The sequence below is a fragment of the Kocuria gwangalliensis genome, assembly GCF_039544365.1.
Taxonomy (GTDB): Bacteria; Actinomycetota; Actinomycetes; order Actinomycetales; family Micrococcaceae; genus Kocuria; species Kocuria gwangalliensis.
Map to the genome: position 1 here is coordinate 1 of NZ_BAABLN010000010.1, position 25,012 is coordinate 25,012.

The following is a 25,012-nucleotide window of genomic DNA, read 5'->3' on the forward strand; positions in this document are numbered from 1 at the left end:
TCGGTGAGGCGGCCTTCCAAGTAGGCCCGCGCGTAGTTGCCGGGGGAGGAGTGGCCCTGCCAGAAGATCTGGTCACCACCACCGGGATGCTCGGGTCCGCGGAAGAAGTGGTTCAAGCCCACTTCGTAGAGGGTGGCCACGCCGGCGTAGGAGGAAATATGACCGCCCACCCCAATTTCGGGGCGCTGGGCGCGGTGGACCATGACCGCAGCGTTCCAGCGAATGAACGCGCGGTACCGACGCTCGATCTCCTCGTCGCCGGGGAATTCCGGTTCCTGGTCCACGGGAATGGTGTTCACGTAGTCCGAGGTGGTCACCATCGGTACGCCCACGGAATGCGCACCCGCGTACTGCAACATGGCGCGCATGATGTACTGCGCGCGCTCGGTGCCCTGAGTCTCGATCAGCCCGTCGAAGGACTCGATCCACTCCTGGGTTTCCTCGGAGTTGGCGTCTTTGAGGTTGTTGGTCAACCCGCTCAAAATATGGCGGTTGCTTAAAGGCTGCACAGTTTCTCCTGCAGTGTCACGGTGGTTCACCGATGTGGCAGAGCGGCTGCCAGGCTCCGGTGGGGGCCTGGCAGCCGCGAGTTCTTTTCAAGGCGACGACGGCGCTCGGTGCCCTCGCGCACGAGGGTCGCGAGCGGCGTCGTCGGCCTGGCTAGTGGCCGCTGTCCGTGGACCCGGAGTGTTTTTCCACGACCGGGGCCTGAACGATCTCGCCCGACGCCGTGATGGCGGGAACTTCCGTGCCCTCGGAGTCCACGAGCTTGCCGTTCTTGATGGTGTCCCCCTCCCGCAGGGATCCCTGCAGGTGCTCGAGCGACTCAAGTCGAACGTAGCGGGGTGGTGCCGCGGTGAAGACCGATCCTTGACCCTTGGGCGGGTTACCCAGCTTGATCTCATTGAACAGGATGTTCAGCAGCACGGCGGCCACGGCGGCGGAGGAAATGCCGGAGTGGAAGATGGTCTCGAACCACGCGGGGAAGCCGCTGTAGATGTTCGGGGCGGCAATTGGGAGCATGCCGATACCGATGGCGGTCGAGACGATGACCAGGTTGGGGGTGCCCTGGTACTTGACCTTGCCCAGGGTGCGGATACCGGAAGCGGCCACGGTGCCGAAGAGCACGATCCCTGCGCCACCCAGGACCGGCATGGGAACCGCTGCGACCACGCGACCCAGGATGGGCAGCAGGCCCAGGATCAGCATGATCAGACCGCCGGCCGTGACCACGAATCGGCTCTTCACTCCCGTGATGGCGACCAGACCAACATTTTGCGCGAACGCGGACTGGGTGAAGCCGTTGAACAGCGGGGCCAGGAAGGAAGCACCCATGTCTGCGCGCAGGCCGTTGGCGATCCGACGGCGGTCCACCTTGGTGTCCACGATCTCGCCCACGGCAATGATGTCCGCGGTGGTTTCCGTGAGGATCACCAGCACCACAATGGTCATCGAGATGATGGCCGCGGGCTGGAAGGTGGGCGGGCCGAACGCGAGGGGCTCGGGAAAGGCGAAGATCGCGCCGTCCATGACCTTGGAGAAGTCGGCCATGCCGATGGCCAGCGCAAAGAGTGTGCCCAGGACGATGCCCAACAGGATGGACAGCCGCGAGATGATTGCGCTGCGCATCTTGGACAGGAGCATGATGATCACCAACGTGGCGCCGGCCAGACAGACGTTCTTGAAGATCGCGTTCTCGTCCCCGGCATTTGCGACGGCGGCGCCGCCCATGGCCCACTGCGCGGACACGGGGAACAGGGACAGGCCAATGGTCGTGATGACCACGCCGGTGACCACCGGCGGGAAGAGCCTGATGATGCGCGCGAAGAACGGTGCAATCAGGAAGCCAATGGCCGCCGATGCCATGACCGCACCGAAGACCGCTTGGATCCCGCCGTCACCGTTGACGATCGCGGTCATGGTGGCCACCCCGGCGAACGAGGTGCCCTGGACCAAGGGCAACTGGGAGCCGAAGAACTTGATGCCGAAGGACTGAAGCATGGTTGCCAGGCCGCCGACGAACAGACAGCAAGCGACCAGGAGCGCTTGCTCATTGGTGGACAGACCGGCTGCGCCACCCACGATCAACGGCGGAGCGATGATCCCGCCGTACATGGTGAGAACGTGCTGGAATCCGTAGCCCAAGTTCGGACCCGCGCCGAGGTACTGGTCCTCGGGCCGCTTGACCTCGGTCGTAGCGGTTTGTGACATGGGAAGCCTTTCCCGGAATGAATGAGCCGGTGTGTCCCCGCCTCGGCCTCAAGAGACGGGGACATCTCGGTGGTGAAGCAGATGGCTCAGCAAAAGCCGGTGATGCCCATCCAGGCGTGCTCGTCCTGGGTTGCGTCCTTGCGCTGTACGGTGGCCTCGATCAGCCCGAACGGACGGTCCGCGGCGTAATGGGTTTCGTTGTTGTTGCCCAGGTCGCAGAAGCTCAAGTCGTAGACGAAGTGGTGCTTGTTGGGGCACGAGAATTTGATTTCGTCGATCTCCGGGTGCGCCTCGATCACGGCCTTGCCCATGAGGTACAGGGTCTCCTGCAGTGCGCGGGAGTAGTGGTCGGTGAACTTGGTGAGGATGATGTTCTTGACGTCCTCGTACACGGCGTCGAAGTCGACATCGGTGGTGTTGTACCGCCAGCGGGTCGCCACGTCCGTGGACATGATGCGGTCCGTGGTTTCCTGCAGGGTCGTGTACTGGTCCTTGGGGTACCCTTCGAAGCCGGACTCGGTGGACTTCAGGATGGTGAGGTTCCTGAAGCCGGAGATCACGGTCTTCTTGTCGCCGTCCGTGACGAGCACGGAGGTGCGGACTTCCTGCTTGTTCTGGACAAAACAGTGGTTGTTGTCGTTGATGCGATCCCAGCGGTACTCGTCCGCCGCCCAACGGCCGCCGGTGATCCAGTCGAACTCGCCCGTGAAGTGGTCGGAGAGCTTGAGGATCAGGTCCTCCGGGGACTTGATGCCGTACCGCTGGGCAAACGCGAACACGGTGTTCTTCTGGGTGTCGGTGGGGACACAGTGGGCGTTGTCGCCCTTGGTGTGCACCTCGGTGAGGTCACCGCGCAACTGGGAGGTGACCACCAGGTCGCGGATGATGTGACGGTCGTTGTCACGGTTGATGCGCACCACGTGGTTCTGCGCCTTGCCGTACTGGTTTTTTCCGAGCACTACTTCGGTCATCGTGAGTTACTCCTGTGTAGAAAATGGGTGTGCTGTCCGAGTGGATCGGCAATCGTCGACTGGGTCGGCTCCTGGGTCAACTGCCGCGGTACGTGGAATACGCAAACGGGCTCAGCAGCAAGGGCACGTGGTAGTGGCCCTGCTCCTGTCGCACCGAGAAATCCACTGAGACGAACGGGTAGAACGTCTCGAGCTCGCGCCCGGCAAAGTACGGCTCGGTTGCGAAAATGATCCGGTAATGGCCGGACTCCAGGGTCTCCGGGCCGAGTTCGGTGACTCGGCCGTCCTCGTTGGTGGTGGCAGTGCCAAGTTCTTGGCCCTCACCGGTGAGGAGTGTGACGTCAATTCCTTGGGCTGGGCAGCCGTGCACGGAATCAAGGACGTGTGCGGACATGAAGCTCATGACAGGATCCCTTCGATGCGGAGGAGTGCAATCTGACGAAGTTGCTCGGCAACTTCGGTGCGCTCGTCTTCCGGGGTGTTCTGCAGGCGGCGCTGCAGTTCTGTCAAAATCTCGGGCACGGAACGGCCGGCGGCGCGGATCAGGAATACCTGGCCGAAGCGCTCCTCGTACTCGGTGTTGCCCCGGGCGAGTTCGGTCTTGATGTCTTCCGTGGACTCACCCAGCCCGGCCTGCTCGTTGCGGGAGAGATCGGCTTCCTTGGACTTTCCGGCGGCGCGCTCGCCGATCTTGGGGTGGTGCGACAGAGCCTGGTCGAGCTCTGCGTCCGTGAAAGGGTGAGCGGCATTGCGTGCGGTGGCCAGTGCGTCGTCGGTGGTTTCGTACGGCCGGCCGTCCACGACGTCGTCGACCCAGCGCTGGATGTCCAGAGCGGGGCGAACGGTCTCCACCGCCGCGTGCCGATCCAGGTCGTTGAACTCATTGAGCGTCATTGCGTCCCCTGCGTTTTCGCTATGTGAAATCTAAATTCCATATGAAGATAGTGAACTGGATCACACGGCGGAAGTCAAGGGGGTCGAGCCGGAGTTTTCAGAACCGAAACAACGTGTCATTGGACCGTCATGCGTGACGTGGCGTGACGCACACCGGCACGCGCACGGCGGGTGCCGGAACGGTGCCTACGATGAGGCCATGAAACCGTTTGTACTGCTGGCCACCCGGCCCGAAGACGATGTGGCCCTGGAGGAATATCACGCCGTTCGGCGTTTTGGTGGCCTGCAGGAATCCCAGCTCGAACACGTGCGACTGGAGAAGGGCCCGGTTCCGCCGTTGGAGCTGGACAGGTACAGCGGAATCATCGTGGGCGGCTCGCCCTTCAACTCATCGGATCCCGCGGAGGAGAAAACGGCCACGCAGCGCCGGGCCGAGGAGTGGATCAGCGCACTCCTGGACGAGGTGGTGGCCCGGGACTTCCCGTTCCTGGGTGCCTGCTACGGAGTGGGCACGTTGGGAACCCACCAGGGCGCGGTGGTGGATCGCACCCGCAGCGAAGAGGTGGGGCCCATCACCGTCACGGTCACCGCTGAGGGCGCCACAGACCCGTTGTTGTCCCAGTTGCCGGGGGAGTTCACCGCGTACGTGGGGCACAAGGAAGGCACTCGATCACTGCCCGCCAATGCGGTGTTGCTGGCCAGCGGAACCGTGTGCGAGGTGCAGATGTACCGGATCAAGGAGAATCTCTACGCCACTCAATTCCACCCGGAGCTCGATCCGCAGGGGCTGATCAATCGGGTGATCGCCTACAAGGATCTGGGGTACTTCCGCCCGGGAGACACCCAGACCGTGATCGACCGGGTCAAGGACGGTCCCGAGGTGGGCCAGCCCAAGAAGATCCTCGCGGCGTTCGTGGACCGCTACGCGGTGTGAGGGCGCACATCCGCTGCACACGCCCACCACAATGACCGCACCGCGGTCCAGCGACCGATAGCGTGGGACCATGAGCCAGCATCCCGCGCCTTGGAGCAAGCCGCCCGCGCCGTCCCCGATACCGCCCGAGCAGCTACGCACGCTGGCATACCACCGGTTGGGTTTGGCGGATCGGAACCACGCATGGTGGAAGCCGCTCGTTGAGGGCGCCATCCTGTTGTTCTTGTTCATCGTCCTGTCGGTGTTGTTCGCCATCCCGGTCATCCTGTTCATGGACAACCCCATGGACGTGGAAAACCTGGACACCATGAACCAGCTGGATCCGCTGACCTTTTTCTTCCTGTTCGGTTCCATTGCGCTGATGGCACCGGCCGCGTATGTGGCCAGAATGATCATGGGCCCGCGGCCGCTGGGGCTGCTTCACTCGGTGACGGGGCGGCTGCGCTGGAAGTGGCTGCTTCAGTGCGGGCTCGCGGCGTTGGCCATTTTCGTGGTCGTCAACGGCCTGTCCATCCTGTTGGACCTCTTGGCCGGCGGCGAGGCGATCGAATTCACCGTGGCACCCCAATGGGGTTGGTTGCTGCTCATGGTGGTGCTGTTGGTGCCCATCCAGTGTTTTGCGGAGGAACTGATCTTCCGCGGTTATCTAATGCAGACGGTCGGCCGGTGGCTGAAGCACCCGGCGTGGGCCATTCTCTTGCCGGNCATGGCGATCACCATGGGTGTGCTCACATGGCGCACGGGTGGGCTGGAAGCGGCGGTCGCCCTCCACGTGGTCAACAACTGCACGGTCACACTCATGGCCGTAGTCGGGTTGGCGGACCTCAACGATACGAGTGGCGGGCCTCTCGAGGTGCTGTTCACCCTCGCGATCAACGGGATATTCCTTGTGGTCGTGTTCCGGATGGCGCGCAAGACGCGGATCGCCACCTCCCGCACCATCATCCTGCCGCCCCCGCCGCGGTTGCCCTCGCTCGCTCAGCGGCCTCGCGTGGTCAGCCAGAACGGCTCCGAACTCGCGGCATTCGTGGTGGATCCCCGCACCCAGAACTACCTCTCCCTGCCCGAGCAGTACGGTCCGTACACGGTCCGGGACGGCCAGGGGCGCCCGGTGGGTCTACTGGATGTGCGGCGGACCGGTTCGGCCGCCGATCCCGAGCGCACTCCCTAGACTGTCCTGCATGGCCCCTCACAGCGTGTCCGACTTGGATTCTCACCGTGCCCCGTTCGGCTACGCCCGCGCACTGGGTGATTACGTCATGGCATCGCCCAGTTCGTACCACGCGGTCGAGGCCGCGGCGGGTCTGCTGCGCGGGGCGGGATTCACGCAACTGAACGAAACCGAGGCGTGGAGCGACGTCGCCGGGCGGCACTTCACGATTCGCGACGGCGCTCTGATCGCCTGGGTGGCCCCGCGCGATCTTCGCGCGGGCACCGGCTACCGGATCCTGGGCGCCCACACGGATTCACCCGGGTTCAAGCTCAAGCCCAAACCCACCACGGTGTCCCACGGCTGGTACCAGGCCGGGGTGGAGGTTTACGGCGGGGTGTTGTTGAACTCGTGGCTGGACCGTGACCTGCGCCTGGCCGGGCGGCTCGTGGTGCGCGGTGAGAACGGTGAACTCTCACAGCACCTGTGCTCGACCGAGGCCATTGCGCGCATTCCACAACTTGCCATCCATTTGGATCGCTCAGCCAACGAGGGTCTCACGCTCGACAAGCAGCAGCACGTGCAGCCCATCTGGGGGACCGGGTCGGTTCAGGACGCTGATGTGTTGGGGTTGCTCGCGGACATGGTCGAGGCGTCGGTGACTCCGGAGCGCATTGTGGGCTTCGACGTGGTGCTCGCGGACACCCAAAAACCGGAGCTGATCGGGCAGCGGCGGCAGCTGCTCGCGAGTGGGCGGTTGGACAACCTGTCCTCCGTGTACGCCGGGTTGCACGCACTGGTCGAGCACGCGGATGACCTCGAGTCCGCGTCGCAGATCTCGATGCTGGCCGCGTTCGACCACGAGGAGGTCGGTTCCGCCACGCGCTCGGGCGCGGCCGGTCCGTTCCTGGAGGACGTCCTGGTCCGGATCAGTGCGGCCCGGGGCGAATCGCAGGACGATTATCGGCGCTCCCTGTCCGCATCGGTGTGCCTGTCCGCGGACGCCGGGCACCTGGTGCACCCCAATTACCGGGGGCACCACGACCCCGTGAACACTCCGGAGCCCGGTGCCGGGCCGCTGCTCAAGATCAACGCCAATCAGCGGTACACCACCGACGCCGTGGGCGCGGGGCTGTGGGCGGACGCGTGCGAGCGCGCCGGAATCAGTTACCAGGAGTTCGTCTCCAACAACAACGTGCCGTGCGGTTCCACCATCGGACCCATCACGGCCACCCGGCTGGGCATGCGCACGCTGGACGTGGGCGTGGGACTGCTCTCGATGCACTCCGCCCGCGAACTCGCCCACGTGGATGACCTGCATGCGCTGTCCCGGGTGACCGGGGCGTTCTGGCGGTCATAGAGCGTCACGCGTGTTGACAGTCACTCCGAGCCCGTGATGACCTGAACCCGTAACGCCATCAAGAGCGGCCGAGAGACGTGGCTCGTTAACGCCGCAGCAACCACCCGGATACCGGGACGGTGCTTCCGCCACGACCGATGGACAGCTTTTCGGCTCCTGCGGTTCGCACGCTCACGCCCGTGCGCCGGGCTGCTCCCGGTCGATGGTGCGGAGCATCGCGACAGAACGCGAGGGACCACCGAGAACATGAGCACCGACACCCGAACCACAGAACAGTTGGCCACCACCAAACATCAACCGCACGCCGCGGAGCCGCTGAGCACCCGCGACCTTTTCGACGTGTTTCAACCGGTGTTCGAGCGCATTGCCGGCGGGGCCGTGGAGCGCGAACAACGGCGGATCCTCCCGTTCGAGCAGTTCGCGTGGCTCAATGAGCGGCGCTTCGGCGCGCTCACGGTCCCGCGCCCGCGGGGCGGCTACGGTGCCACCCTGGAGCAGGTTGCCGAGTTGCTGATCGCCCTGGCCGCCGCCGACTCCAACGTGGCGCACGTGTACCGCTCACACCTGGGATTCATTGCGAGCCTGGGCTCCGACGAGTCCGAGGTCTGGTTCCCGCGTATTGCCGCCGGTGAAACCGTGGGTAATGCCGCGACCGAGCGTTCCGGTGCAGCCCTGGGCACCGCCGCCACCACACTCACCCGGACCGGCGACGGCGAGTGGGAACTCAACGGCACCAAGTACTACTCCACCGGTTCCATTTTCTCCGACTGGATCCAGGTCACCGCCCAGATCCCCGGTCACGAGGAGCGCTCGCACGCGCTGGTGAAGAGCTCGTGGGACGGCATCGAACTGGTCGATGACTGGGACGGCTTCGGCCAGCAACTCACCGGAACGGGCACCAGCCACTTCCGCGCGGTCAAGGTTCCGGCGTCCCATGTGCGCAATCGAGACGGCCGGGCAACCCAGGAGACCGCCGTGTTCCAGCTCGTGCTGCTCGCTGTCGAGGCCGGCATTGCCAGGGCCGCGATCGACGAGGGTGTTCACCTGGTGCGTTCACGCACCCGCGGCTTCAACACCGGCACGGGATCGGTCGCGCGTGAGGACCCGCAGATCCTGCAGCGCGTGGGTGAGCTCAGCGCCAAGGCTGGCGCCGCGCGGGCAATCGTTCTTCAGGCGGCCCGCGAGCTCGACGCCGCCATCGGCGTTCTCGGCGGCGATCCCCTGCTCGAGAACCCTCAGGAGTTGACCAACGCGTGCGAGGTGCCGGTGGCGCACGCGCAGGTGGTTGTCCCGGACCTGGTGCGCGACGTCACCGACGGGATCTTTGATCTGCTCGGCGCCTCCGCCGTGGGTAAATCCAAGTCCCTGGACCGCTTTTGGCGCAACGCGCGCACGGTGGCCACCCACAATCCCACCATGTACAAGGCGCGGATCGTGGGCGACCACCGCGTCAACGGCACCCCGATGTTCGGCCTCAACGCCATTGGTGAGGTCAACCCGTCCGGCGAACCCACAACGAAACAGGGCTGAACGCTGTTAGGCCTTTGGCGCACTCTCGGCAGTGCCGCGAACGCATCACAGGTACCGCCCGGGCCTTCGCACCCATCTCCTGCGTGGTTAGAACCCTGGGCGCGGGCCACAAGGGCCCCAACGACGCACCACCTGCAAAGAGAGGTTCTCACGAGCCATGAGATGTGCCGCTTGCATAACGTTGGAACCGCTGCGCGTCGATCACGCCTCAGAAATGGTCGAGGTACTCGGTGACCCGGCACTCTACGAGTTCACGGGTGGCGAGTCACCCACGCTTGACGAACTCACCGCACGGTACGCGCACCAGATCGGGGGAGCCTCACCGGACGGAGCCGAAGAATGGCGTAACTGGATCGTGGGATCAGTGGCCACCACGCAAGCCATCGGGTATGTGCAGGCCACGATCCGGCGAACTCAACGGTCCGCGGATCTCGCCTGGGTGATCGGCTCCCGGTGGTGGGGGCGCGGCTACGGAAAAACGAGGTCGTGTACACCTCATGTGTCGTTGGGGCCCTTGGGTGAGCCCAGAAGGGTTCTAACGGGGCATCAGGTGCGCGGCAGGGTTCCAGCGGCCCCTGAGCTGTGCGCTCCCACCGACGACGACGCCGCCCCGGTCACCTTTCGCGCGAAAGGTCACCGGGGCGGCGTCGTCGTGGCCGGGGAACTTACGGGAGCTGCGGCATGGCGATGTCGGCCATGCGTGCCAGAACGCGCACCACCTGACAGGAGTAACCGAACTCGTTGTCGTACCAGACGTACAGCACCAGGGAGCTGTTGTTGACAATGGTGGCCAGGCCGTCCACCACGCCGGCGCGGCGGGAACCGACCAGGTCGGTGGAGACCACGTCCGGGGAGTCCACGTAGTCGATCTGCTTGCGCAGGGGCGAGTTCAAGGAGATGCCCTCGAGGAACGCGTTGACCTCGTCGGCGCTCTCGGGGGCATTCTCCAACTGCAGGTTGAGGATGGCCATGGAGACGTCCGGGGTTGGCACGCGGATGGCGTTGCCGGTGAGCTTGCCCTGCATCTCGGGCAGAGCCTTGGCCACGGCCTTGGCGGCACCGGTTTCGGTGATGACCATGTTCAGCGCTGCGGAGCGGCCGCGGCGGTCACCCTTGTGCCAGTTGTCAATGAGGTTCTGGTCGTTGGTGTACGAGTGAACGGTCTCGACGTGGCCCTGCTTGATGCCGTACTGGTCGTTGAGGACCTTCACGACCGGGGTGATGGCGTTGGTCGTGCAGGACGCCGCGGAAAGGATCTTGTCCTCGGCCACGATGTCCTTGTCGTTCACGCCGCACACAATGTTCTTGAGCTCGCCCTTACCGGGAGCGGTCAGCAGGACCTTGGCGACCCCCTTCGACTGAAGGTGCTGGGAAAGTCCCTCTTCATCGCGCCACGCGCCGGTGTTGTCGACCACCAAGGCGTTGTCGATGCCGTACTCGGTGTAGTCCACCTCGGCCGGGGAACCCGCGTAAATGAACTGAATGTCCACACCGTTGGCGGTGATGATGTTCTTCGCTTCGTCCACGGTGATGGTGCCGTCGAACGGGCCGTGCACGGAGTCACGGCGCAGCAGGGAAGCGCGCTTGACCAGGTCGTTGCCCGGCTTCTTGCGGACCACCACGGCGCGCAGGTTCAGGCCGGTTCCGTCGTTGCGGTTGATGAGGATGCGGGCCAGCAGACGGCCGATGCGACCGAAGCCGTACAGCACCACATCCTGGGACTCGGGTTCGTTCTCACCCTGGTGCTCGACCACGGAAGCCAGCCGCTCACGCAAGTACGCCTCGAGGTCGGTGCCGGCGGATTCCTGGTAGCCCTGAGCCAGCTTGGCCACGTCGATGTTGCACGTACCCAGCTGGAGCTTGGTCAGCGTCTCGACGATGTCGAGGGTGTCCTTCAGCGGCAGCTCTTCTCCCAGGATGCGGCGGGTGAAGCGGTGCGCCTTGATGATTTCGGTGACGGACTTGTGAACCAGCGACCGGCCGAATACGGTGGTGACCACCTTGTTCTCGCGGTGCAAACGGCCCACCAGGGGGACCAGTGCCTCGGCAAGTGCTTCGCGATCGGACCAGGTGGTGCTCATCAGCATCCTTCTTCCTCGACCCGGACTTCGTCGTGAGGGCCGTGTTGTGCCGCGCTTCGTTGTGCGGTCTAGCGTGATGGCGCCCCGTAGGAATGGGGCGGCTCGTCGTACGTCAGTCTACGTGGCTCGCGCACCCCTCGTGTGCGTATCCCTTTAGGTGACGACGCCGCCGCGGCGCCGTCTTCTTGGCGGTCGCCTTTGCTACCGTGGTGCCATGTTGACGGTGATCGGTGAAGCTCTCGTGGATGTGGTCTCGCGCAAGGGTGAAGCACCTCGAGCGCACGTGGGCGGAAGCCCCATGAATGTGGCCGTAGGCCTTGCCCGCCTGGGTCAGTCGGTGCAGTTCCTGGGCCGCTACGGTCAGGACGAGTACGGCGAGCAAGTGGCCGCGCACCTGCGGGACAACAAGGTGAGCCTGCCGTTCAGCCCGGATTCCAAGCCCACCTCGGTAGCGCAGGCCACGCTGGATCAGGCCGGCGCCGCAACCTATGCCTTTCAGTTGGATTGGTCCTTGGACGTCTCCGACGACCAGATCGATCAGCTCCTCAGCAATACCGGCCTGCTGCACGTGGGCTCCATCGGTGCCATGCTCGAACCCGGCGCGACCCTGGTCCGCAAGGCTGTGGAGCGTGCCCATGGCCACGCCCTGATCTCATACGATCCCAATTGCCGACCCACCATCATTCCGGATTCTTCGGATGCCCGCGCTCGGGCGGAGGCCATTGTGGCGTCCGCGGACATCGTGAAGGCCTCTGACGAAGATCTGCTGTGGCTCTATCCGAACCGCTCCATCGAGGACAGCGCCCGGGCGTGGTTGCAAGCGGGTGCACACTTGGTGATCGTGACTCGCGGGCCACTGGGCCCCTGGGCGGTAAGCCGCGGCACGGGACGCGAAGGTGTGGACACCGCAGCGGCCCGAGTGGACGTGGTGGACACGGTGGGTGCGGGGGATTCGTTCATGGCCGCCCTGATCTCCACTTTGACCGACCGCGGTCTCACCGGAGCCGATGCTCGCCGTGACTTGGACGCGTTGGACAAGGACGAGGTACGGCAAATCCTGCGCTACGCCGCAGCCGCCGCGGGTGTGACCGTTTCCCGTTCCGGGGCGGACCTGCCGACCAAGGATGATCTGCCGAAGAACTGACGCGTGCCGGCCGCTCCTGCGCGGCCGGCCGCCACGACAAGCCCCCGCCGTGAAGGTGGCGGGCGCCGTCGGCAAGGACGTGTCCGTGAGTACGAACCGTTCAACGAAAGGAATACCGATGTTCGACCGCGAACCCTACGCAGACCTGCCCGACCTTCCCACGTTCACTCTGACCTCAACGGATGTCGCCGAGGGTGAGACCATGGCCACCGCACAGGTCTCCGCAATCATGGGCGCCGGCGGTGAGGACATTTCCCCGCAACTGTCCTGGTCGGGGGCGCCCGAGGGCACCAAGTCCTACGTGGTGACTATGTTCGACCCCGATGCGCCCACCCCCAGTGGGTTCTGGCACTGGTGCGTGTCCAATATCCCGGCCTCCGTCACGGAACTGGCGACCGGGGCGGCGTTGAACCCGCCGGAGGGTGCCGTGAAGCACCGCAACGACGGCGGCACCGACGAGTTCGTGGGGGCGGCTCCGCCCGAGGGACACGGTGCGCACCGCTACATCCTGTGCGTGACCGCCGTGGACGTGGCTGAACTGGACGTGGACGAGAACGCCAGCCCCGCCGTGGTGAACTTCAACCTGTTCTTCCACGGGATCGCCCGCGCCTTCTTGACCCCCGTGTACGAAGTCAAGTAACGCTCCAGTGGTGCGCGGAAGTTTCGAGGAGGAACCCCACCAGCCCGTCCGAATGATCGCGAGCGATCTGGACGGGACGGTTCTGGGACCCGATTTTCGCTTCCGGCCGCGCACCGTCGAGGCCATTACCGCCGCACGGGATGCCGGGATTCACGTGGTGTTCGTGACCGGGCGTCCCAAACGGTGGCTCCACCCGCTCCACGAACAGCTGGAGGACGTGGGGGTGGTCATTTGTTCCAACGGGGCCGTGGTGTACGACGTGCCCACCGAACGCGTCATTGAGACCAGCCTGTTCCACGTGCGTGAGGCCTTCGGGATCATGGGGGAGATCAGCGAGCTGTTCCCCCGCACGCTCTATGCCGCCGAAACCCTGGATCGGGTCTTCACCGATCCCGGATGGTCCCGCAGCGACCGCATGGAAATCTTCCCCGTGGAGGAGGCACCCATCAGGGAGTGTCTGCCCCGGGGGATCGGTGTGGTCAAGCTGCTGGCCAAACTGGATGGCGCCGTACCCAACGAGTATTTCGAGCACGTGCGTGACCTGGTGGACGGGCGGCTTGCCGTCACCCATTCCGTGGCCGCAGCCCCGCTGGTGGAAATCGGGCAGCGAGGGCTGACCAAGGCCCGCACGCTGGAGCGGTACGCCGCTGAGCGCGGGATCACGAGTCAGCACGTGATGGCCTTCGGTGACATGCCCAATGACCTGGAAATGCTCACGTGGGCCGGTCACGGGTACGCCATGGCGGACGGACATCCGGGGGTCGTCACCGCGGTGGGTCGTACGGCACCGCCCTTCACCGAGGATGGCGTGGCCCAGGTCATTGAGAACTATTTGGATCATGCCTGACCAGAAACGGTGACGGACAAGTTACTGTTTAGTACATGTCAGTTGCCGATCAACCTGCCGCCCTGGCCCACCGTGGTTTCTCACTGGACGGTCATGAGAACACCCTTCGAGCGTTTCGTGCCGCCGCGGACCTAGGATTCGTATGGGTCGAGACGGATGTGAACACCACCTCGGACGGCGTGGTGCTGGCATTCCACGACCCCACACTGGATCGGGTGACCAATACATCCGGTGACGTCTGTGATCTCCCCTGGTCCGAGCTGCAGGACGTGCGCATCGGCAGTACGGAACCGTTGGCGACCCTGTCCGAACTGCTGCGTGAGCTACCGGACCTGCACTTCAATATCGACGTCAAGGACGAATCCTCGGTCATGGCGCTGCCGCGCGTGCTTGCCCAGGAGGGTGCCGTGGACCGCGTGCGGGTGACCTCATTCTCCGAAGACCGCCGACGCCGCACGCTCGAGAACATCGCCCGGCTCACCGGCAAGCGCCCGCTCACCTCGGCGGGAACCATTGGCTGCGCAGGGCTCACGATCCTCTCCAAAACGGCCCGCGTGACGGACAAGGCCTCCCCCAGGATCGCGAGCCTCATCTGGTCGCTGTTGACCAAGGCCTGGGCGGTCAAGGTTGCGGACTTCACTGCCGTCCAACTGCCCGTGACGTACGACCTCTCCCTGCCGGGCGGGCGGAAACTTCCGGTCTCGGTGGTGGACCCCAAGTTCGTGGAGGTGGCCCACCGCGTGGGTGTGGCCGTGCACGTGTGGACCATTAACGACGCCGACGAAATGCGCCAATTGTTGGATATCGGTGCAGACGGGATTGTGACCGACCGCGGGGATGTGCTCACCCGGGTGTTGGCGGACCGTGGACAGTGGCCACCGCACTCCGCGTAATTGCGCGTGTGATCTTTGACTCACACCTGTGAATTTCCTAATGTCATAGGTACGCGAAACACGCGGTGATACCGACCCGTGAGCTCCGCTCCGGGTCGCGTAGCCCACAACTGATCGGAGGCGCAGATGCAGCACACTCACTCTGCCCGCGGTCCGGTTCGTCAACCGGTGGGCTTGATCCGTTCGCGGTGGATCGGCTGCCTCCGTAAGATCCCGTAGCTGCTTATCCCTTTCCCACAGGCGCCCCGTGTTCGGTTGCGCCCGGCACGCTCCACCCATTGAGCGCTCGCCAGGAGTCTCACAACGTCGTGTCTCAACAGCGAGGAAATATGAGCGCAAAACCCTATCCACATCCGGCTCCGGACCACCACGGACGGCAACGGGAGACCCGGAACTCGGTCGAACGGCGTCGTGCGCTGTCCCGGCGTGGTTTCCTGGGCGTGGGAGCCACGGCCGCGGTGTTCGCCCTGGCCGGCTGCGGAAGTAACACCCAGCAGGCCTTCTCGGGAACGGAAGCCACGGGCGCCCCCGAACCGGGCGGAATTCTTCGGGTGGGGCTCGCGGGCGGCGGCGCCGCGGACACCGTGGACGCCCACATCCCCGTGGGCACTGCCGATGCCGGACGCGTGCTCAACCTCTACGACACGCTCTACGAGTTCAACGAGGAGTACGAACCCGTCCCGGCGCTGGCCGAAAGCGCGGAGCCCGTCCAGGACGGTCGAGCGTGGATCTTCAAACTGCGCACCGATGTCACGTTCCACGACGGAAGACCGCTGACGGCGGCGGACGTCGTGTTCACCTACGACCGCGTGACGGATCCCGCCGATCCCAAGTCCGGTGCCTCCGGTCTGGCCAGTCTCGCCAGGTCCGTGGCCGTGGACGATTACACCGTGCGCTTTGAACTCTCCGAGCCGGACTCCATGTTCATCGACTCCACGGCGCAGTATTCCATGGGTATCGTGCCCGCGAACTACAACCCGGCTAACCCGGTCGGAACCGGCGCGTTCAGCTTGGGACTGTTCGAACCGGGTCAGATCACGGTCCTCAAGGCCAACCGGAACTATTGGCGAGACGCGCCCCTGCTGGACGAGGTGCACTTGGTGAACTTCAACGACGAGGACGCCTTGGTCAACGCGCTGCTCTCCACGCAGGTGGACGTGGTGGGTCAGCTTCCGTTGGCGCTCGTGGACGTGGTGGGAACCGACCCCCGCATTTTCACCGTCATGTCCGAAACCGGTAGCTGGTTGCCGTTCACCATGCGCGTGGATGTGGAGCCCTTCGACGACCCCCGCGTGCGCGAGGCGTTCAAGCTCGTGGTGGACCGCGAACAAATGGTGGAGCAGGTCTTCTCCGGACACGGCACGGTGGGTAATGACATGTACGCACCGTTCGACCCCGGAACTCCGCAGCTGCCGCAGCGCACCCGAAACATCGAGAGGGCCAAGCAACTGCTGGCCGATGCCGGCTACCCGGACGGTCTGGACGTGGAACTGGTCACCGCACCCATCCAGGCCGGAGCCGTGGAATCCGCTCAGGTCTTTGCGGAACAGGCCTCGGAGGCGGGCATCAACGTGAGCCTGCGCCGCGTGGACACCACCACGTTCTTCGGTGACGGCTATTTGCAGTACCCCTTCTCCCAGGACTTTTGGTACACCCGAAATTTCCTGCCCCAGACCGCCAATGGCACGGTCCCGGACGCGCCCTTCAACGAGACGCACTGGGCGGATCCGGAATTCATCGCCCTGTACAACCAGGCGCGCGCCACCCTGGACGACGATGAACGCAACCGACTGGTGGCACAGGCGCAGGAAACGCTCCACAATGACGGCGGCTACATCGTGTGGGGATTCTTCAATCAGGCAGACGCGTACCAGAAGTACGTGGGCGGGGCGATCGAACACCGCGCGGGCATGCCCGTGAGCGGGTTCCAGTTCCGTCTGCTCTGGATCTCCGAGGAAAGCGAGTAACCCGTGGGACGAATGATTCTCAAACGCCTGGGCATCTCGATCTTCGTGCTGCTTGCGGTCTCCGTGCTCGTTTTCATCTTCACCCTGCTGCTACCCGGGGATCCGGCGCAGGCGATCCTCGGTCAACAGGCCACACCGGAACGCCTCGCGGCACTGCGCGAACAGCTCAACCTCAACGACCCTTGGTACGAGCGGTATTTCACGTGGCTGGGTGGCCTGCTCGTGGGTGATCTGGGAACCTCGGCGGCCACGGGCGGTTCGGTCAATGAGCTGCTGGGGCAGAAGGTCTCGGCCTCGGTGCTGCTGATGATCATTGCCGCGCTCATCTCCATCCCGGTGGGTCTGCTGCTCGGCACCTGGTCCGCCATGCGCCGCGGCCGCACCACCGACCACGCGCTGACGGGTTTCTCCCTCGTGTTGGCGGCGTTGCCCGAGTTCGTGATCGGTATTGCGCTGACCACGCTGTTGTCCACCACGGTGTTCCAGCTGCTGCCCTCCGTGACCATGGCGGCCCCGGGAACCCGGGTGTGGGATTATCCGCTGCAGTTGGTCCTTCCCGCGCTGACCCTGGTGCTCGTGGTGGTCCCGTACATGATCCGCATGACCCGGACCACCATGCTGGACGTGCTCGATTCCGGTTATGTGGAATTGGCTCGGCTCAAGGGTGTTCCCGAACGCCAGGTGATCATGAGGCACGCGCTGCCCCACGCGATCGGCCCGGTCGCCCAGGTCGTGGCCATGCAACTGGCGTGGCTGGCCGGGGGCATTGTGGTGGTCGAGTTCCTCTTCCGCTATCCCGGTCTGGGCCAGGCCATGGTGGACGCGGTCCAGATCCGTGACGTGCAGGTGGTCCAAGCACTGTCCATGATCATTGCCGCGTTCTACGTGATCGTGAACCTCATTGCGGATGTGATCGGCATCCTGGCCAATCCCAAGCTGCGGACGGAGTCCAACAAATGAGCGCGCAGAACCAGCAACCGGTGACGCCGGAAACCCCCGTCACCCCATCCGCGGCGAGTTTCGAACCGGCAGGCTCGCGCGGGGATACTCGTCCGGTCTCCTTCTTCCGTCGGTTCCTTTCCCAACCGGAGGCCAAGTTCGGCCTGGTGCTGACCGGGCTGGTGCTCCTGGTGGCCATTGTGGGACCGTTCGTGGTGCCCGCGTGGACCGGTCACGGCCCCACTTCCTACGCGGGCAAACCGTTCCAGTACGACATTTTCGGCACGGACAACCTGGGTCGCGACGTGCTCTCCCGGTTCCTCGAGGGTGGTTGGCGGCTGCTGCTGTACTCGGCCCTGGCCACGCTGCTGGGCGTGGGACTGGGGGCCGTCCTCGGCATGCTCGCTGCCTTCAGCGGTGGTTGGTTGGATTCGGCCATCATGCGCACCGGTGACGTGCTGTTGGCCATCCCGCAGCTGGTCTTCGCCATGCTCGCCATTACCGTGCTCGGCCCGCAGGGCTGGGTGCTCGTGGTGGTGATCGGCATCACCCACGCCCCGCGTGTGGCTCGCGTGATTCGCTCGGCCACCTCCGGTGTGGTCGCGGAGGACTATGTGCTCGCCTCCCAGATGTATGCGGTGCCGCAGTGGAAGATCCTGGGCCGGGACGTGGTCCCCAACATCATGGGCCCGCTCATGGTCGAGATGGGCCTACGCATGACCTACTCCATTGGCGCAGTGGCGTCCCTGTCGTTCCTGGGCCTGGGCATGCAGCCACCCACCGCGGACTGGGGCCTGATGATCAACGAGAACCGCATTGCGCTCTCGCTCCAGCCGTGGGGTGTGATCCTGCCGGTCGTCGCGATCGCCGTTCTCACCGTGGGCACCAACCTCATTGCCGACGCCGTGTCGGGTGCCTCCGCGGGCCGCGCCAACGGTTCCGCGCGAAAGGACAAGTAAATGGCCACCACACTGACCGTTCCCAAGGCCACGGTGGCCACGGCCATTTCCGTGCGCGATTTGAGCCTGGGCGTCCACGGCGGGGAGCTGATTCTCAAGGACGTCAACTTCGACCTCATGCCCGGGCGCATTCTCGCTCTGGTCGGTGAGTCCGGTTCCGGTAAGACCACCGCCGCGCTGGCGTGCATGAACCACTTGCGTTCCGGTTTGGAACTGCGTGGTGGCTCGGTTCAGCTCCATCAAGGCGCCTCCCGGTTCTTCGACCAGAACATGGACCTGCTGACGTTGTCCGAAAAGCAGGTGCGCAGGTTGCGCGGCGGCACGATCGCCTACGTCCCACAGGATCCGGCGCTCTCACTCAACGGTGCCCTGCGCGTGGGGGAGCAGATCCACGAGGTGCTGCGCATCCACGAGTTCGGGCGCAACAATAAGCAACGCGAGGCACGGGTGGCCGAGGTGCTCGAAGAAGTCGGCCTGCCCAGCACCAAGAAGTACCAGCGCCGCTACCCCCATCAGCTGTCGGGCGGTCAGCAGCAGCGGATCGGCATTGCCATGGCCTTCGCGTGCCGACCCGCCGTGATCATCCTGGATGAGCCCACCACCGGATTGGACGTGGCCACCCAGGACCTCGTGCTCAAGACGATCTACGAGTTGACCACCAAGCATGATGTGGCCGGGCTCTACATCACCCACGACCTCGCCGTGGTCGCCCAGGTCGCCAACAGCGTGGCGGTCATGCTCCGCGGTGAGATCGTTGAACGCGGCCCGGCCGAGAAGGTTCTCTATCGCCCGGACCACGAGTACACCAAGACGCTTCTGGCCGCGGTCCCGGACCTCAAGGGTGAGCGCGACATGGGCGGGAGCCCGCCCGTGAGTCCCGGCGCCACGATTCGCGCTCCGTGGGACAACAGGGCTGACGACGACGTCGCGCGGCCGGGTGAGGCGCGCGGCGAACGGGACCGTGCGACGTCGTCGACCGCCAAGAAACCCGGCAACGAACCGTTGGTCGCCGTGCGTGACCTGCGGCTGGCGTACGGGCCGGCGGTGATCCTGGACGGTGTCGATCTGGACCTGCTCGAAGGCCAGACGACCATGCTGCTGGGTGAATCGGGTTCGGGTAAGACCACGCTCTCGCGCAGTATTGCGGGCCTCAACGGCGCGTACACGGGCGAGGTGCGCTTGGACGGTCAGGTGCTCGCGAACGGAACGCGCAAGCGCAGCAACGAGGACCGCCGCCGGATTCAGTACATTTTCCAGTCGCCGTTCTCATCGCTGAACCCGCGTCGCAGCATTGGTGACTCGCTCGAAGTGCCGCTGGAAATGAGCGGCGGAATGTCCCGGAAGCAGCGGCGCGCCGCCGTGGCCGACGCGCTGGATGCGGTGCGGCTGGGGCGCAGCTACATCAACCGCAGGCCCGGTGAACTCTCCGGTGGTGAGCGGCAACGTGCGGCCGTGGCGCGAGCGCTGGTGAATGCGCCCTCGGTGCTGATTTGCGATGAGATCACCTCGGCGCTGGACGTGTCCGTGCAGGCTTCCGTGATCGAACTGTTGCGGGAACTACAGCGCGATCGGGGGCTGGCCATGCTGTTCGTGACGCACAACATCGCTCTGGCGCGGCACGTGGCGCATAAACTCGCGGTGTTGGAGAAGGGACGGCTGGTGGATTACGGGCCCACGGATCACGTGCTGCGTAACCCGCGCCACGACTACACCAAGTCGCTGCTGGAGCACGTGCCCACGCTGTAGCGCGAGCGGGAAGGAAGTGTCACGATGACCACCGGAAGCGCACACGCCGTGGTTGCCGAAACCCACTTGCCCGGTACCACGGGGCGGGTGATCCGCGAAATCTTCGAGCAGCATTTGGGGAATGCGTGCGGCGGCATGTCGTTCAGTGTGTACCGCGGCGGCGAGCCGCTGGTGCGGCTGCACGGCGGTTCGCAGGAACGGCGCGCGTCTGCCGATGACCCGGTGGAGACTCCGTGGACCGACGAGACCCTGGCCGTGATGTTCTCCGGAACCAAGGGGCTGGTTGCCACGGTGGCGGCCATGCTCGTGGACGATGGTGTGTTGGACGTGAACGCGCCCGTGGCCCGGTACTGGCCCGAGTTCGCCGCGGCGGGCAAGGAGAACGTCACGGTTGCGCAGGTGCTCAACCACACCGTGGGTTTGATTTACACGGACCCGGATCCCACGGACAGTTTTTTCGACCTGACCGCCCATTCCGAGATCCTGGCGCGGCAGAAGCCGGTGTGGGAGCCCGGATCCAAGGTGGCTTATCACGCCGTGACGTTCGGGTACCTGCTGGAGGCCGTTGTGCTGCGCATCACCGGCAAGCGAGCGGGGCAACTGCTGGCCGAGCGGATCGTGGAACCCTACGGGCTGGATCTTTACCTGGGGCTGCCGGAATCCCTGGAGCCTCGCGTGGCGCCCGTGTTCCGCGCGCCCGGCTACGCGATCAGCACGTTCTTGCGTGACCCAGAGCGCCGCGCGATCGTGGATCGGATGTACGGCGACGCCCTGATGGGGGATGAGCTTCCCGCCAACTCGCGGGCCTTCCACGCGGCCGGTTTGGCGTCCGGAGGTGCGATCGGCGGGGCCGATTCGATTGCCCGGGCGTATTCGCTCGTTGAGTCCGGTGCGTTGGTTTCCGCACCCACGCGCGAGGTGTTCACCCGCACATGGTCCGAAGGCCTGGATGCCGTCAACGACCGCCCCCTGCGTTTCGGCCTGGGGTACGAACTGCAGGATCCCATCCACACGTACGGTCCTGTGGAGCGCGCCTACGGGCATTCCGGGGCGGGTGGGTGCCTGCACGGTGCGTGGCCGGACTACGGAATCGGGTTCTCGTTCCACACCAACGAGATGATTGCGGAGAACGTGGACCGCCGCGCCAAAGACTTGTTAGGCGCGCTGCGTAAAGCACTTGAATCCTGAGTTCTCCGAGGCCGGTCTCGATAGGGTGGTGACCATGACCACATCTCAGGAGAATTTTGTCCGGGCAGAAATCGTGGGCGGCACCGGAGTGCTCACGCTCACGCGCGAGAAAGCACTCAATGCGCTGAGCCGTTCCATGTACCACCAGATCGCCGGGGCCCTTCAGGATTGGGCCAAGGACCCGGCCATCACGCAGGTGGTCATGCAGTCCACGCTGCCCAAGGCCCTGTGCGCCGGCGGTGACATCAAGGAGGTCCGCGAAGCCGCTCTGGATGGCCGCTCGGACGAGGTCGCGGACACCTTCGGCACCGAGTACGCCATGGACAACCTGATTGCCGAGTACCCCAAGCCGTACGTGGCCATGATGAACGGCATTGTGATGGGCGGCGGCATGGGCATCTCGGTCCACGGCTCGCACCGCATTGTCTCCGACACCACCCAGATGGCCATGCCCGAGACGGCCATCGGCTTCTTCACGGACATCGGTGCCAGCTACTTCCTGCCGCGCGTCTCCCGGGAGACCGCCGACGGCGCTCGCGAGACCTCGCTGGAATTCGGCCGGTACCTGGGATTGTCCGGTGCCCGGTTCAACGGCGCCGACGCCATTGCCCTGGGTCTGGCGGACACCTACATCTCCTCGTCCGATGCTGAGGCTTTCGTGAAGCTGACCGTTTCCGACGGCGTGGACACCGCGGTCGCCAGGTTCGGTCAGAAACCGCCGGCCTCGGAGATCATCGCCAAGTGGGATGAGGTTCGGGAAAGCTACGGCGGTGATTCCCTCGAGGCGATCGTCGAGCGCGCCGGGAGCGACCTGGACGGCATGAGCCCCACGGCGCTGGTTCGCGTGTTCGAGCTGCTCAACGCGGGCGCCCAGGACGACGACGTGCGCTCCTGCCTCGAGCGCGAGCTCAGCATGGCCACGGCGGCCGCGCAGTCCGAAGAATTCCTGGAGGGTGTGCGCGCCCTGATGGTGGACAAGGACAAGAACCCGCAATGGTCCCCGGCCACGGTGGCGGAAGTGGACTCCGAGGAGATCCGCCGGGTGGTGGAGCGCAAGATCGAGCTGCCGTTCTGAGCACTCGCTCCCCGGCTGCCCCGAACGCTTATTCTATGTAGAAATATGTGTATATTTGACGCATGAGTACTTTGTCGATTTCGGATGCTTCGCGCGCGGGCGTATCTGCTTTGGTTTCTTCAGCTGAACAAGGTCACGATGTTGCTTTGGCGCGGCACGGGCGGGTTGTGGCCGAGGTAGTTTCTGCGGACGAGATGGAGGAACTTCGTCGCGATCGGGATACTCTCCGAGATGCGGCATTGGTCATGGCTCGCTTCGCTACGGATTCGGGGGTTCGTACGGACTTGGACCAAGCTCTGGAGGCTTTCGGCTTTACACGCGAGGAGCTCGAAGCAGAGCTGGCTGCTGACGTCAGCTCAACACGGTCGTGAACCTTCCAGCTTCACGCTGTGTAGTACGGCTAACCGAAGACGCAGTCACTGATCTGTTCCGCATGAAAAGGAAGGATCCGTCGATCCTTCGTGCAGTGTTCAAGAAGATGCTCCTACTGGAACGCTCGCCATTGGCGGGGGAACCACTTCTTGGGGCTCTGGTGGGCTTTCGAAAACTCGTGGTCGGTGATCGGCACTACAGAATTGTGTGGCGAGTCAAGGAGGAGCCGGGGGGATCTACAGTTCTCGAAATTTCGGAAGTCTGGGCGGTAGGAGTCCGTTCAGATTCCGAGGTCTACGAAGAAATGAAGGAACGGATCGCCCAACTTCGAACCGGCGGCGGGCCGGAGACAAAGCCCCTGGCGGACGTTATCAGTAGCACGGGGCGACTTTTTCAAGACATCTCGGTGAGTGAAGAACATTCACCGCCCAGCTCGCTTCCTGCGTGGCTCAAACGCGCACTGAGCGAGGAATTAAGACTGAGCGACGAGCAGATCGACGGGTTGTCCGAATCCGAAGCCAAGCAACTCATCATGGCTAAATGGAGCGGCCAGGGGCCTGAGTACTGAGATGGGGGGCGGCTGCGCATCGTTGATGAGCAGCCGCCCCTTATCTGTTGCCGTGCTCTGGATCACCCCAGCGGCGACGGGGTCTTGGACGTGTCCGGGGTCAGCGGGTCGGAGCCCACGGAGCCGCGAACGCGGGCAATGAACGCCATGAGGTGATAGACCACCAGGGTTGCGGCGGTGCCCAGGGCGATGCCCGCGAAGTCCAGGCCGAACACCGACCACGTGTAGTCGGCGATGCCTACGATCATGGCCACGGCGGCGGTGGTGAGATTGACCGGGTTGGAGAAGTCCACGCGGTTCTGCACCCAGATACGCACGCCCAGCATGCCGATCATGCCGTACAGCACCGTGGCCGCACCGCCCAGCACACCTGGGGGAACGGTGGCCACGGCGGCGCCGAACACGGGCATGACGCTGAGCAGGATCGCAACGATCGCCGCCACCCAGTACGCGGCCGTGGAGTAGACGCGGGTGGCGGCCATGACGCCAATATTTTCCGCGTACGTGGTGGTACCCGAGCCGCCGCCGGAGCCGGCAATGATGGTGGCCAGGCCGTCGGCCATGATGGCGCGCCCGGCATAGGGGTCGAGGTCGTCACCGGTCATGAGCGCCACGGACTTCACGTGCCCGATGTTCTCGGCCACGAGCACCAGGATCACGGGAATGAACAGGCCCGCCAGGCTCAAATGGAATTCGGGGGTGTGGAACTGCGGCAGCCCGAACAGCCCCTGTTCCTGCCACGCGGCGTTGATCGCGGTGAAATCGACCTCGCCGCGGACTACGGCGGTGATGTAGCCGATGGCCACGCCCAGCAGGATGGACAGTCGCCCGATCAGCCCGCGGAACAGCACCGAGATCAAAATGATGGACCCGAGGGTCACCAGGGCGGTGACCGGGGCTTCCATGAAGTTCGCCTTGGCCGAGGGCGCCAGATTGAAGCCGATCAGCGCCACAATGGTGCCGGTGACCAGGGGCGGCATGAGCTTCTGCAGCCATCCGGTGCCGGCCAGCTGCACGATCACGCCGATGATTGCCAACGCCACACCGGCCATGACCACACCACCGAGTGCGCCACCCGGACCGTACTGGTTCATTGCGGCCGTAATTGGGGCAATGAACGCGAAGGACGAGCCCAGGTACGAGGGCACACGACCCGCGGTCAGGACCAGGAACAGGATGGTTCCGATGCCCGAGAAGAACAGCGTGGTGGCCGGCGGGAACCCCGTCAGCAGGGGCACCAGGAAGGTCGCACCGAACATGGCGACCACGTGTTGCGCACCGATCGAGATGGTGCGGGGCCACACGAGCCGCTCGCGCGGGGTGACGACGTCGCCGGGGGCCACGGTCCGTCCGTCCCCGTGGAGCCGCCAACCCATCCCGAGGCGTTGTGGGAGACCGGGCGAAGCGGCGTCGCTCGTGGTGGGAGGAGGAGTGGACGGTGACGAACTCATGATGGCTCCTGACAGCGGCGCGTGGCGTCTGACGGGCGGCCGAAAATGAGTACCGCCCGCCAAATTCTAATCCGGGTCGACCGATACCCTGG

Annotated in this window: 23 protein-coding genes, 1 pseudogene and 1 riboswitch; of the genes and pseudogenes, 17 read left to right on the forward strand and 7 right to left on the reverse strand. The window is 64.8% G+C overall.

Translation table 11 applies throughout. From position 1 onward, the window contains the following. The 5 genes and pseudogenes from ABEA06_RS05055 to uraD form a co-directional block, all read right to left on the reverse strand. Positions 1 to 509: pseudogene (locus ABEA06_RS05055) on the reverse strand (pyruvate dehydrogenase (acetyl-transferring), homodimeric type); the annotation flags it as partial. Positions 510 to 660: 151 nt separating this feature from the next. Beyond that, positions 661 to 2,211: a nucleobase:cation symporter-2 family protein gene (locus tag ABEA06_RS05060; RefSeq protein ID WP_345310787.1), complete on the reverse strand. Its 1,551-nt coding sequence runs from the start codon at positions 2,209 to 2,211 to the stop codon at positions 661 to 663. Positions 2,212 to 2,297: 86 nt separating this feature from the next. Beyond that, positions 2,298 to 3,182: a factor-independent urate hydroxylase gene (pucL, locus tag ABEA06_RS05065; protein WP_345310788.1), complete on the reverse strand. Its 885-nt coding sequence runs from the start codon at positions 3,180 to 3,182 to the stop codon at positions 2,298 to 2,300. A gap of 76 nt (positions 3,183 to 3,258) precedes the next feature. Next, positions 3,259 to 3,585, reverse strand: coding sequence for a hydroxyisourate hydrolase (gene uraH, locus ABEA06_RS05070; protein ID WP_259912729.1), 327 nt, complete (start codon positions 3,583 to 3,585; stop codon positions 3,259 to 3,261). Continuing rightward, positions 3,582 to 4,076 (reverse strand): 2-oxo-4-hydroxy-4-carboxy-5-ureidoimidazoline decarboxylase, encoded by a 495-nt coding sequence (gene uraD / locus ABEA06_RS05075; RefSeq protein ID WP_345310789.1) that lies wholly within the window; start codon positions 4,074 to 4,076, stop codon positions 3,582 to 3,584. The genes uraH and uraD overlap by 4 nt, the downstream gene beginning before the upstream one ends. Positions 4,077 to 4,275: 199 nt before the next feature. Here uraD and ABEA06_RS05080 point away from each other — a divergent pair, with 199 nt between their 5' ends. The 5 genes from ABEA06_RS05080 to ABEA06_RS14550 all read left to right on the forward strand — a co-directional run bounded on the left by ABEA06_RS05080 (position 4,276) and on the right by ABEA06_RS14550 (position 9,831). After that, positions 4,276 to 5,010, forward strand: coding sequence for a glutamine amidotransferase (locus tag ABEA06_RS05080; RefSeq protein WP_345310790.1), 735 nt, complete (start codon positions 4,276 to 4,278; stop codon positions 5,008 to 5,010). 394 nt (positions 5,011 to 5,404) lie between these two features. Then, positions 5,405 to 6,181 (forward strand): CPBP family intramembrane glutamic endopeptidase, encoded by a 777-nt coding sequence (locus tag ABEA06_RS05085; RefSeq protein WP_425559497.1) that lies wholly within the window; start codon positions 5,405 to 5,407, stop codon positions 6,179 to 6,181. A 10-nt stretch (positions 6,182 to 6,191) separates the two neighbouring features. Next, entirely contained in the window at positions 6,192 to 7,520 is a 1,329-nt protein-coding gene (locus tag ABEA06_RS05090; protein ID WP_303382543.1) for a M18 family aminopeptidase, read from the forward strand. A 52-nt stretch (positions 7,521 to 7,572) separates the two neighbouring features. Beyond that, a riboswitch (SAM riboswitch) is annotated at positions 7,573 to 7,664 on the forward strand. Between the two features lie 102 nt (positions 7,665 to 7,766). Further along, positions 7,767 to 9,050 carry an acyl-CoA dehydrogenase family protein gene (locus ABEA06_RS05095; protein ID WP_303382544.1) on the forward strand — a complete coding sequence of 428 codons (1,284 nt, stop codon included), beginning with the start codon at positions 7,767 to 7,769 and terminating at the stop codon, positions 9,048 to 9,050. A 157-nt stretch (positions 9,051 to 9,207) separates the two neighbouring features. Beyond that, entirely contained in the window at positions 9,208 to 9,831 is a 624-nt protein-coding gene (locus ABEA06_RS14550; RefSeq protein ID WP_425559496.1) for a GNAT family N-acetyltransferase, read from the forward strand. Here the strand turns inward: ABEA06_RS14550 and ABEA06_RS05100 are convergent. Then, positions 9,716 to 11,131: a glyceraldehyde-3-phosphate dehydrogenase gene (locus ABEA06_RS05100; RefSeq protein ID WP_345310792.1), complete on the reverse strand. Its 1,416-nt coding sequence runs from the start codon at positions 11,129 to 11,131 to the stop codon at positions 9,716 to 9,718. The genes ABEA06_RS14550 and ABEA06_RS05100 overlap by 116 nt on opposite strands. Positions 11,132 to 11,345: 214 nt before the next feature. On the opposite strand from ABEA06_RS05100, the gene ABEA06_RS05105 reads away from it, so the two are divergent. From ABEA06_RS05105 to ABEA06_RS05160, 12 genes are all read left to right on the forward strand, one after another. Then, positions 11,346 to 12,275: a carbohydrate kinase family protein gene (locus ABEA06_RS05105; protein ID WP_312396070.1), complete on the forward strand. Its 930-nt coding sequence runs from the start codon at positions 11,346 to 11,348 to the stop codon at positions 12,273 to 12,275. Positions 12,276 to 12,393: 118 nt separating this feature from the next. Next, on the forward strand, positions 12,394 to 12,915 hold the full coding sequence (locus tag ABEA06_RS05110; RefSeq protein WP_345310793.1) for a YbhB/YbcL family Raf kinase inhibitor-like protein: 522 nt from the start codon (positions 12,394 to 12,396) through the stop codon (positions 12,913 to 12,915). Positions 12,916 to 12,967: 52 nt separating this feature from the next. Further along, positions 12,968 to 13,762 carry an HAD family hydrolase gene (locus ABEA06_RS05115; protein ID WP_345310794.1) on the forward strand — a complete coding sequence of 265 codons (795 nt, stop codon included), beginning with the start codon at positions 12,968 to 12,970 and terminating at the stop codon, positions 13,760 to 13,762. 35 nt (positions 13,763 to 13,797) lie between these two features. Further along, positions 13,798 to 14,655, forward strand: coding sequence for a glycerophosphodiester phosphodiesterase family protein (locus ABEA06_RS05120; RefSeq protein ID WP_312396065.1), 858 nt, complete (start codon positions 13,798 to 13,800; stop codon positions 14,653 to 14,655). Positions 14,656 to 14,984: 329 nt separating this feature from the next. After that, a complete protein-coding gene (locus ABEA06_RS05125) occupies positions 14,985 to 16,622 on the forward strand; it encodes an ABC transporter substrate-binding protein (protein ID WP_345310795.1) in 1,638 nt (545 codons plus the stop codon). 12 nt (positions 16,623 to 16,634) lie between these two features. Then, the gene (locus ABEA06_RS05130) at positions 16,635 to 17,582 is read left to right on the forward strand and encodes an ABC transporter permease (protein ID WP_425559498.1); all 948 of its coding nucleotides are present in this window, start codon (positions 16,635 to 16,637) and stop codon (positions 17,580 to 17,582) included. Then, the gene (locus ABEA06_RS05135; protein WP_345310797.1) at positions 17,579 to 18,520 is read left to right on the forward strand and encodes an ABC transporter permease; all 942 of its coding nucleotides are present in this window, start codon (positions 17,579 to 17,581) and stop codon (positions 18,518 to 18,520) included. The genes ABEA06_RS05130 and ABEA06_RS05135 overlap by 4 nt, the downstream gene beginning before the upstream one ends. Next, positions 18,521 to 20,266 (forward strand): ABC transporter ATP-binding protein, encoded by a 1,746-nt coding sequence (locus tag ABEA06_RS05140; RefSeq protein ID WP_345310798.1) that lies wholly within the window; start codon positions 18,521 to 18,523, stop codon positions 20,264 to 20,266. A gap of 24 nt (positions 20,267 to 20,290) precedes the next feature. Next, positions 20,291 to 21,454, forward strand: a complete 1,164-nt coding sequence (locus ABEA06_RS05145) for a serine hydrolase domain-containing protein (protein ID WP_345310799.1) — start codon at positions 20,291 to 20,293, stop codon at positions 21,452 to 21,454. Positions 21,455 to 21,488: 34 nt separating this feature from the next. Next, positions 21,489 to 22,529 carry an enoyl-CoA hydratase/isomerase family protein gene (locus tag ABEA06_RS05150; protein ID WP_345310800.1) on the forward strand — a complete coding sequence of 347 codons (1,041 nt, stop codon included), beginning with the start codon at positions 21,489 to 21,491 and terminating at the stop codon, positions 22,527 to 22,529. Between the two features lie 62 nt (positions 22,530 to 22,591). Beyond that, on the forward strand, positions 22,592 to 22,900 hold the full coding sequence (locus ABEA06_RS05155) for a type II toxin-antitoxin system Phd/YefM family antitoxin (RefSeq protein WP_303383119.1): 309 nt from the start codon (positions 22,592 to 22,594) through the stop codon (positions 22,898 to 22,900). A gap of 95 nt (positions 22,901 to 22,995) precedes the next feature. After that, entirely contained in the window at positions 22,996 to 23,469 is a 474-nt protein-coding gene (locus tag ABEA06_RS05160; RefSeq protein ID WP_345310801.1) for a type II toxin-antitoxin system RelE family toxin, read from the forward strand. 62 nt (positions 23,470 to 23,531) lie between these two features. Here the strand turns inward: ABEA06_RS05160 and ABEA06_RS05165 are convergent, their stop codons facing one another. Next, positions 23,532 to 24,845, reverse strand: a complete 1,314-nt coding sequence (locus ABEA06_RS05165; protein ID WP_345310884.1) for a uracil-xanthine permease family protein — start codon at positions 24,843 to 24,845, stop codon at positions 23,532 to 23,534. Between the last annotated feature and the right edge of the window lie 167 nt (positions 24,846 to 25,012).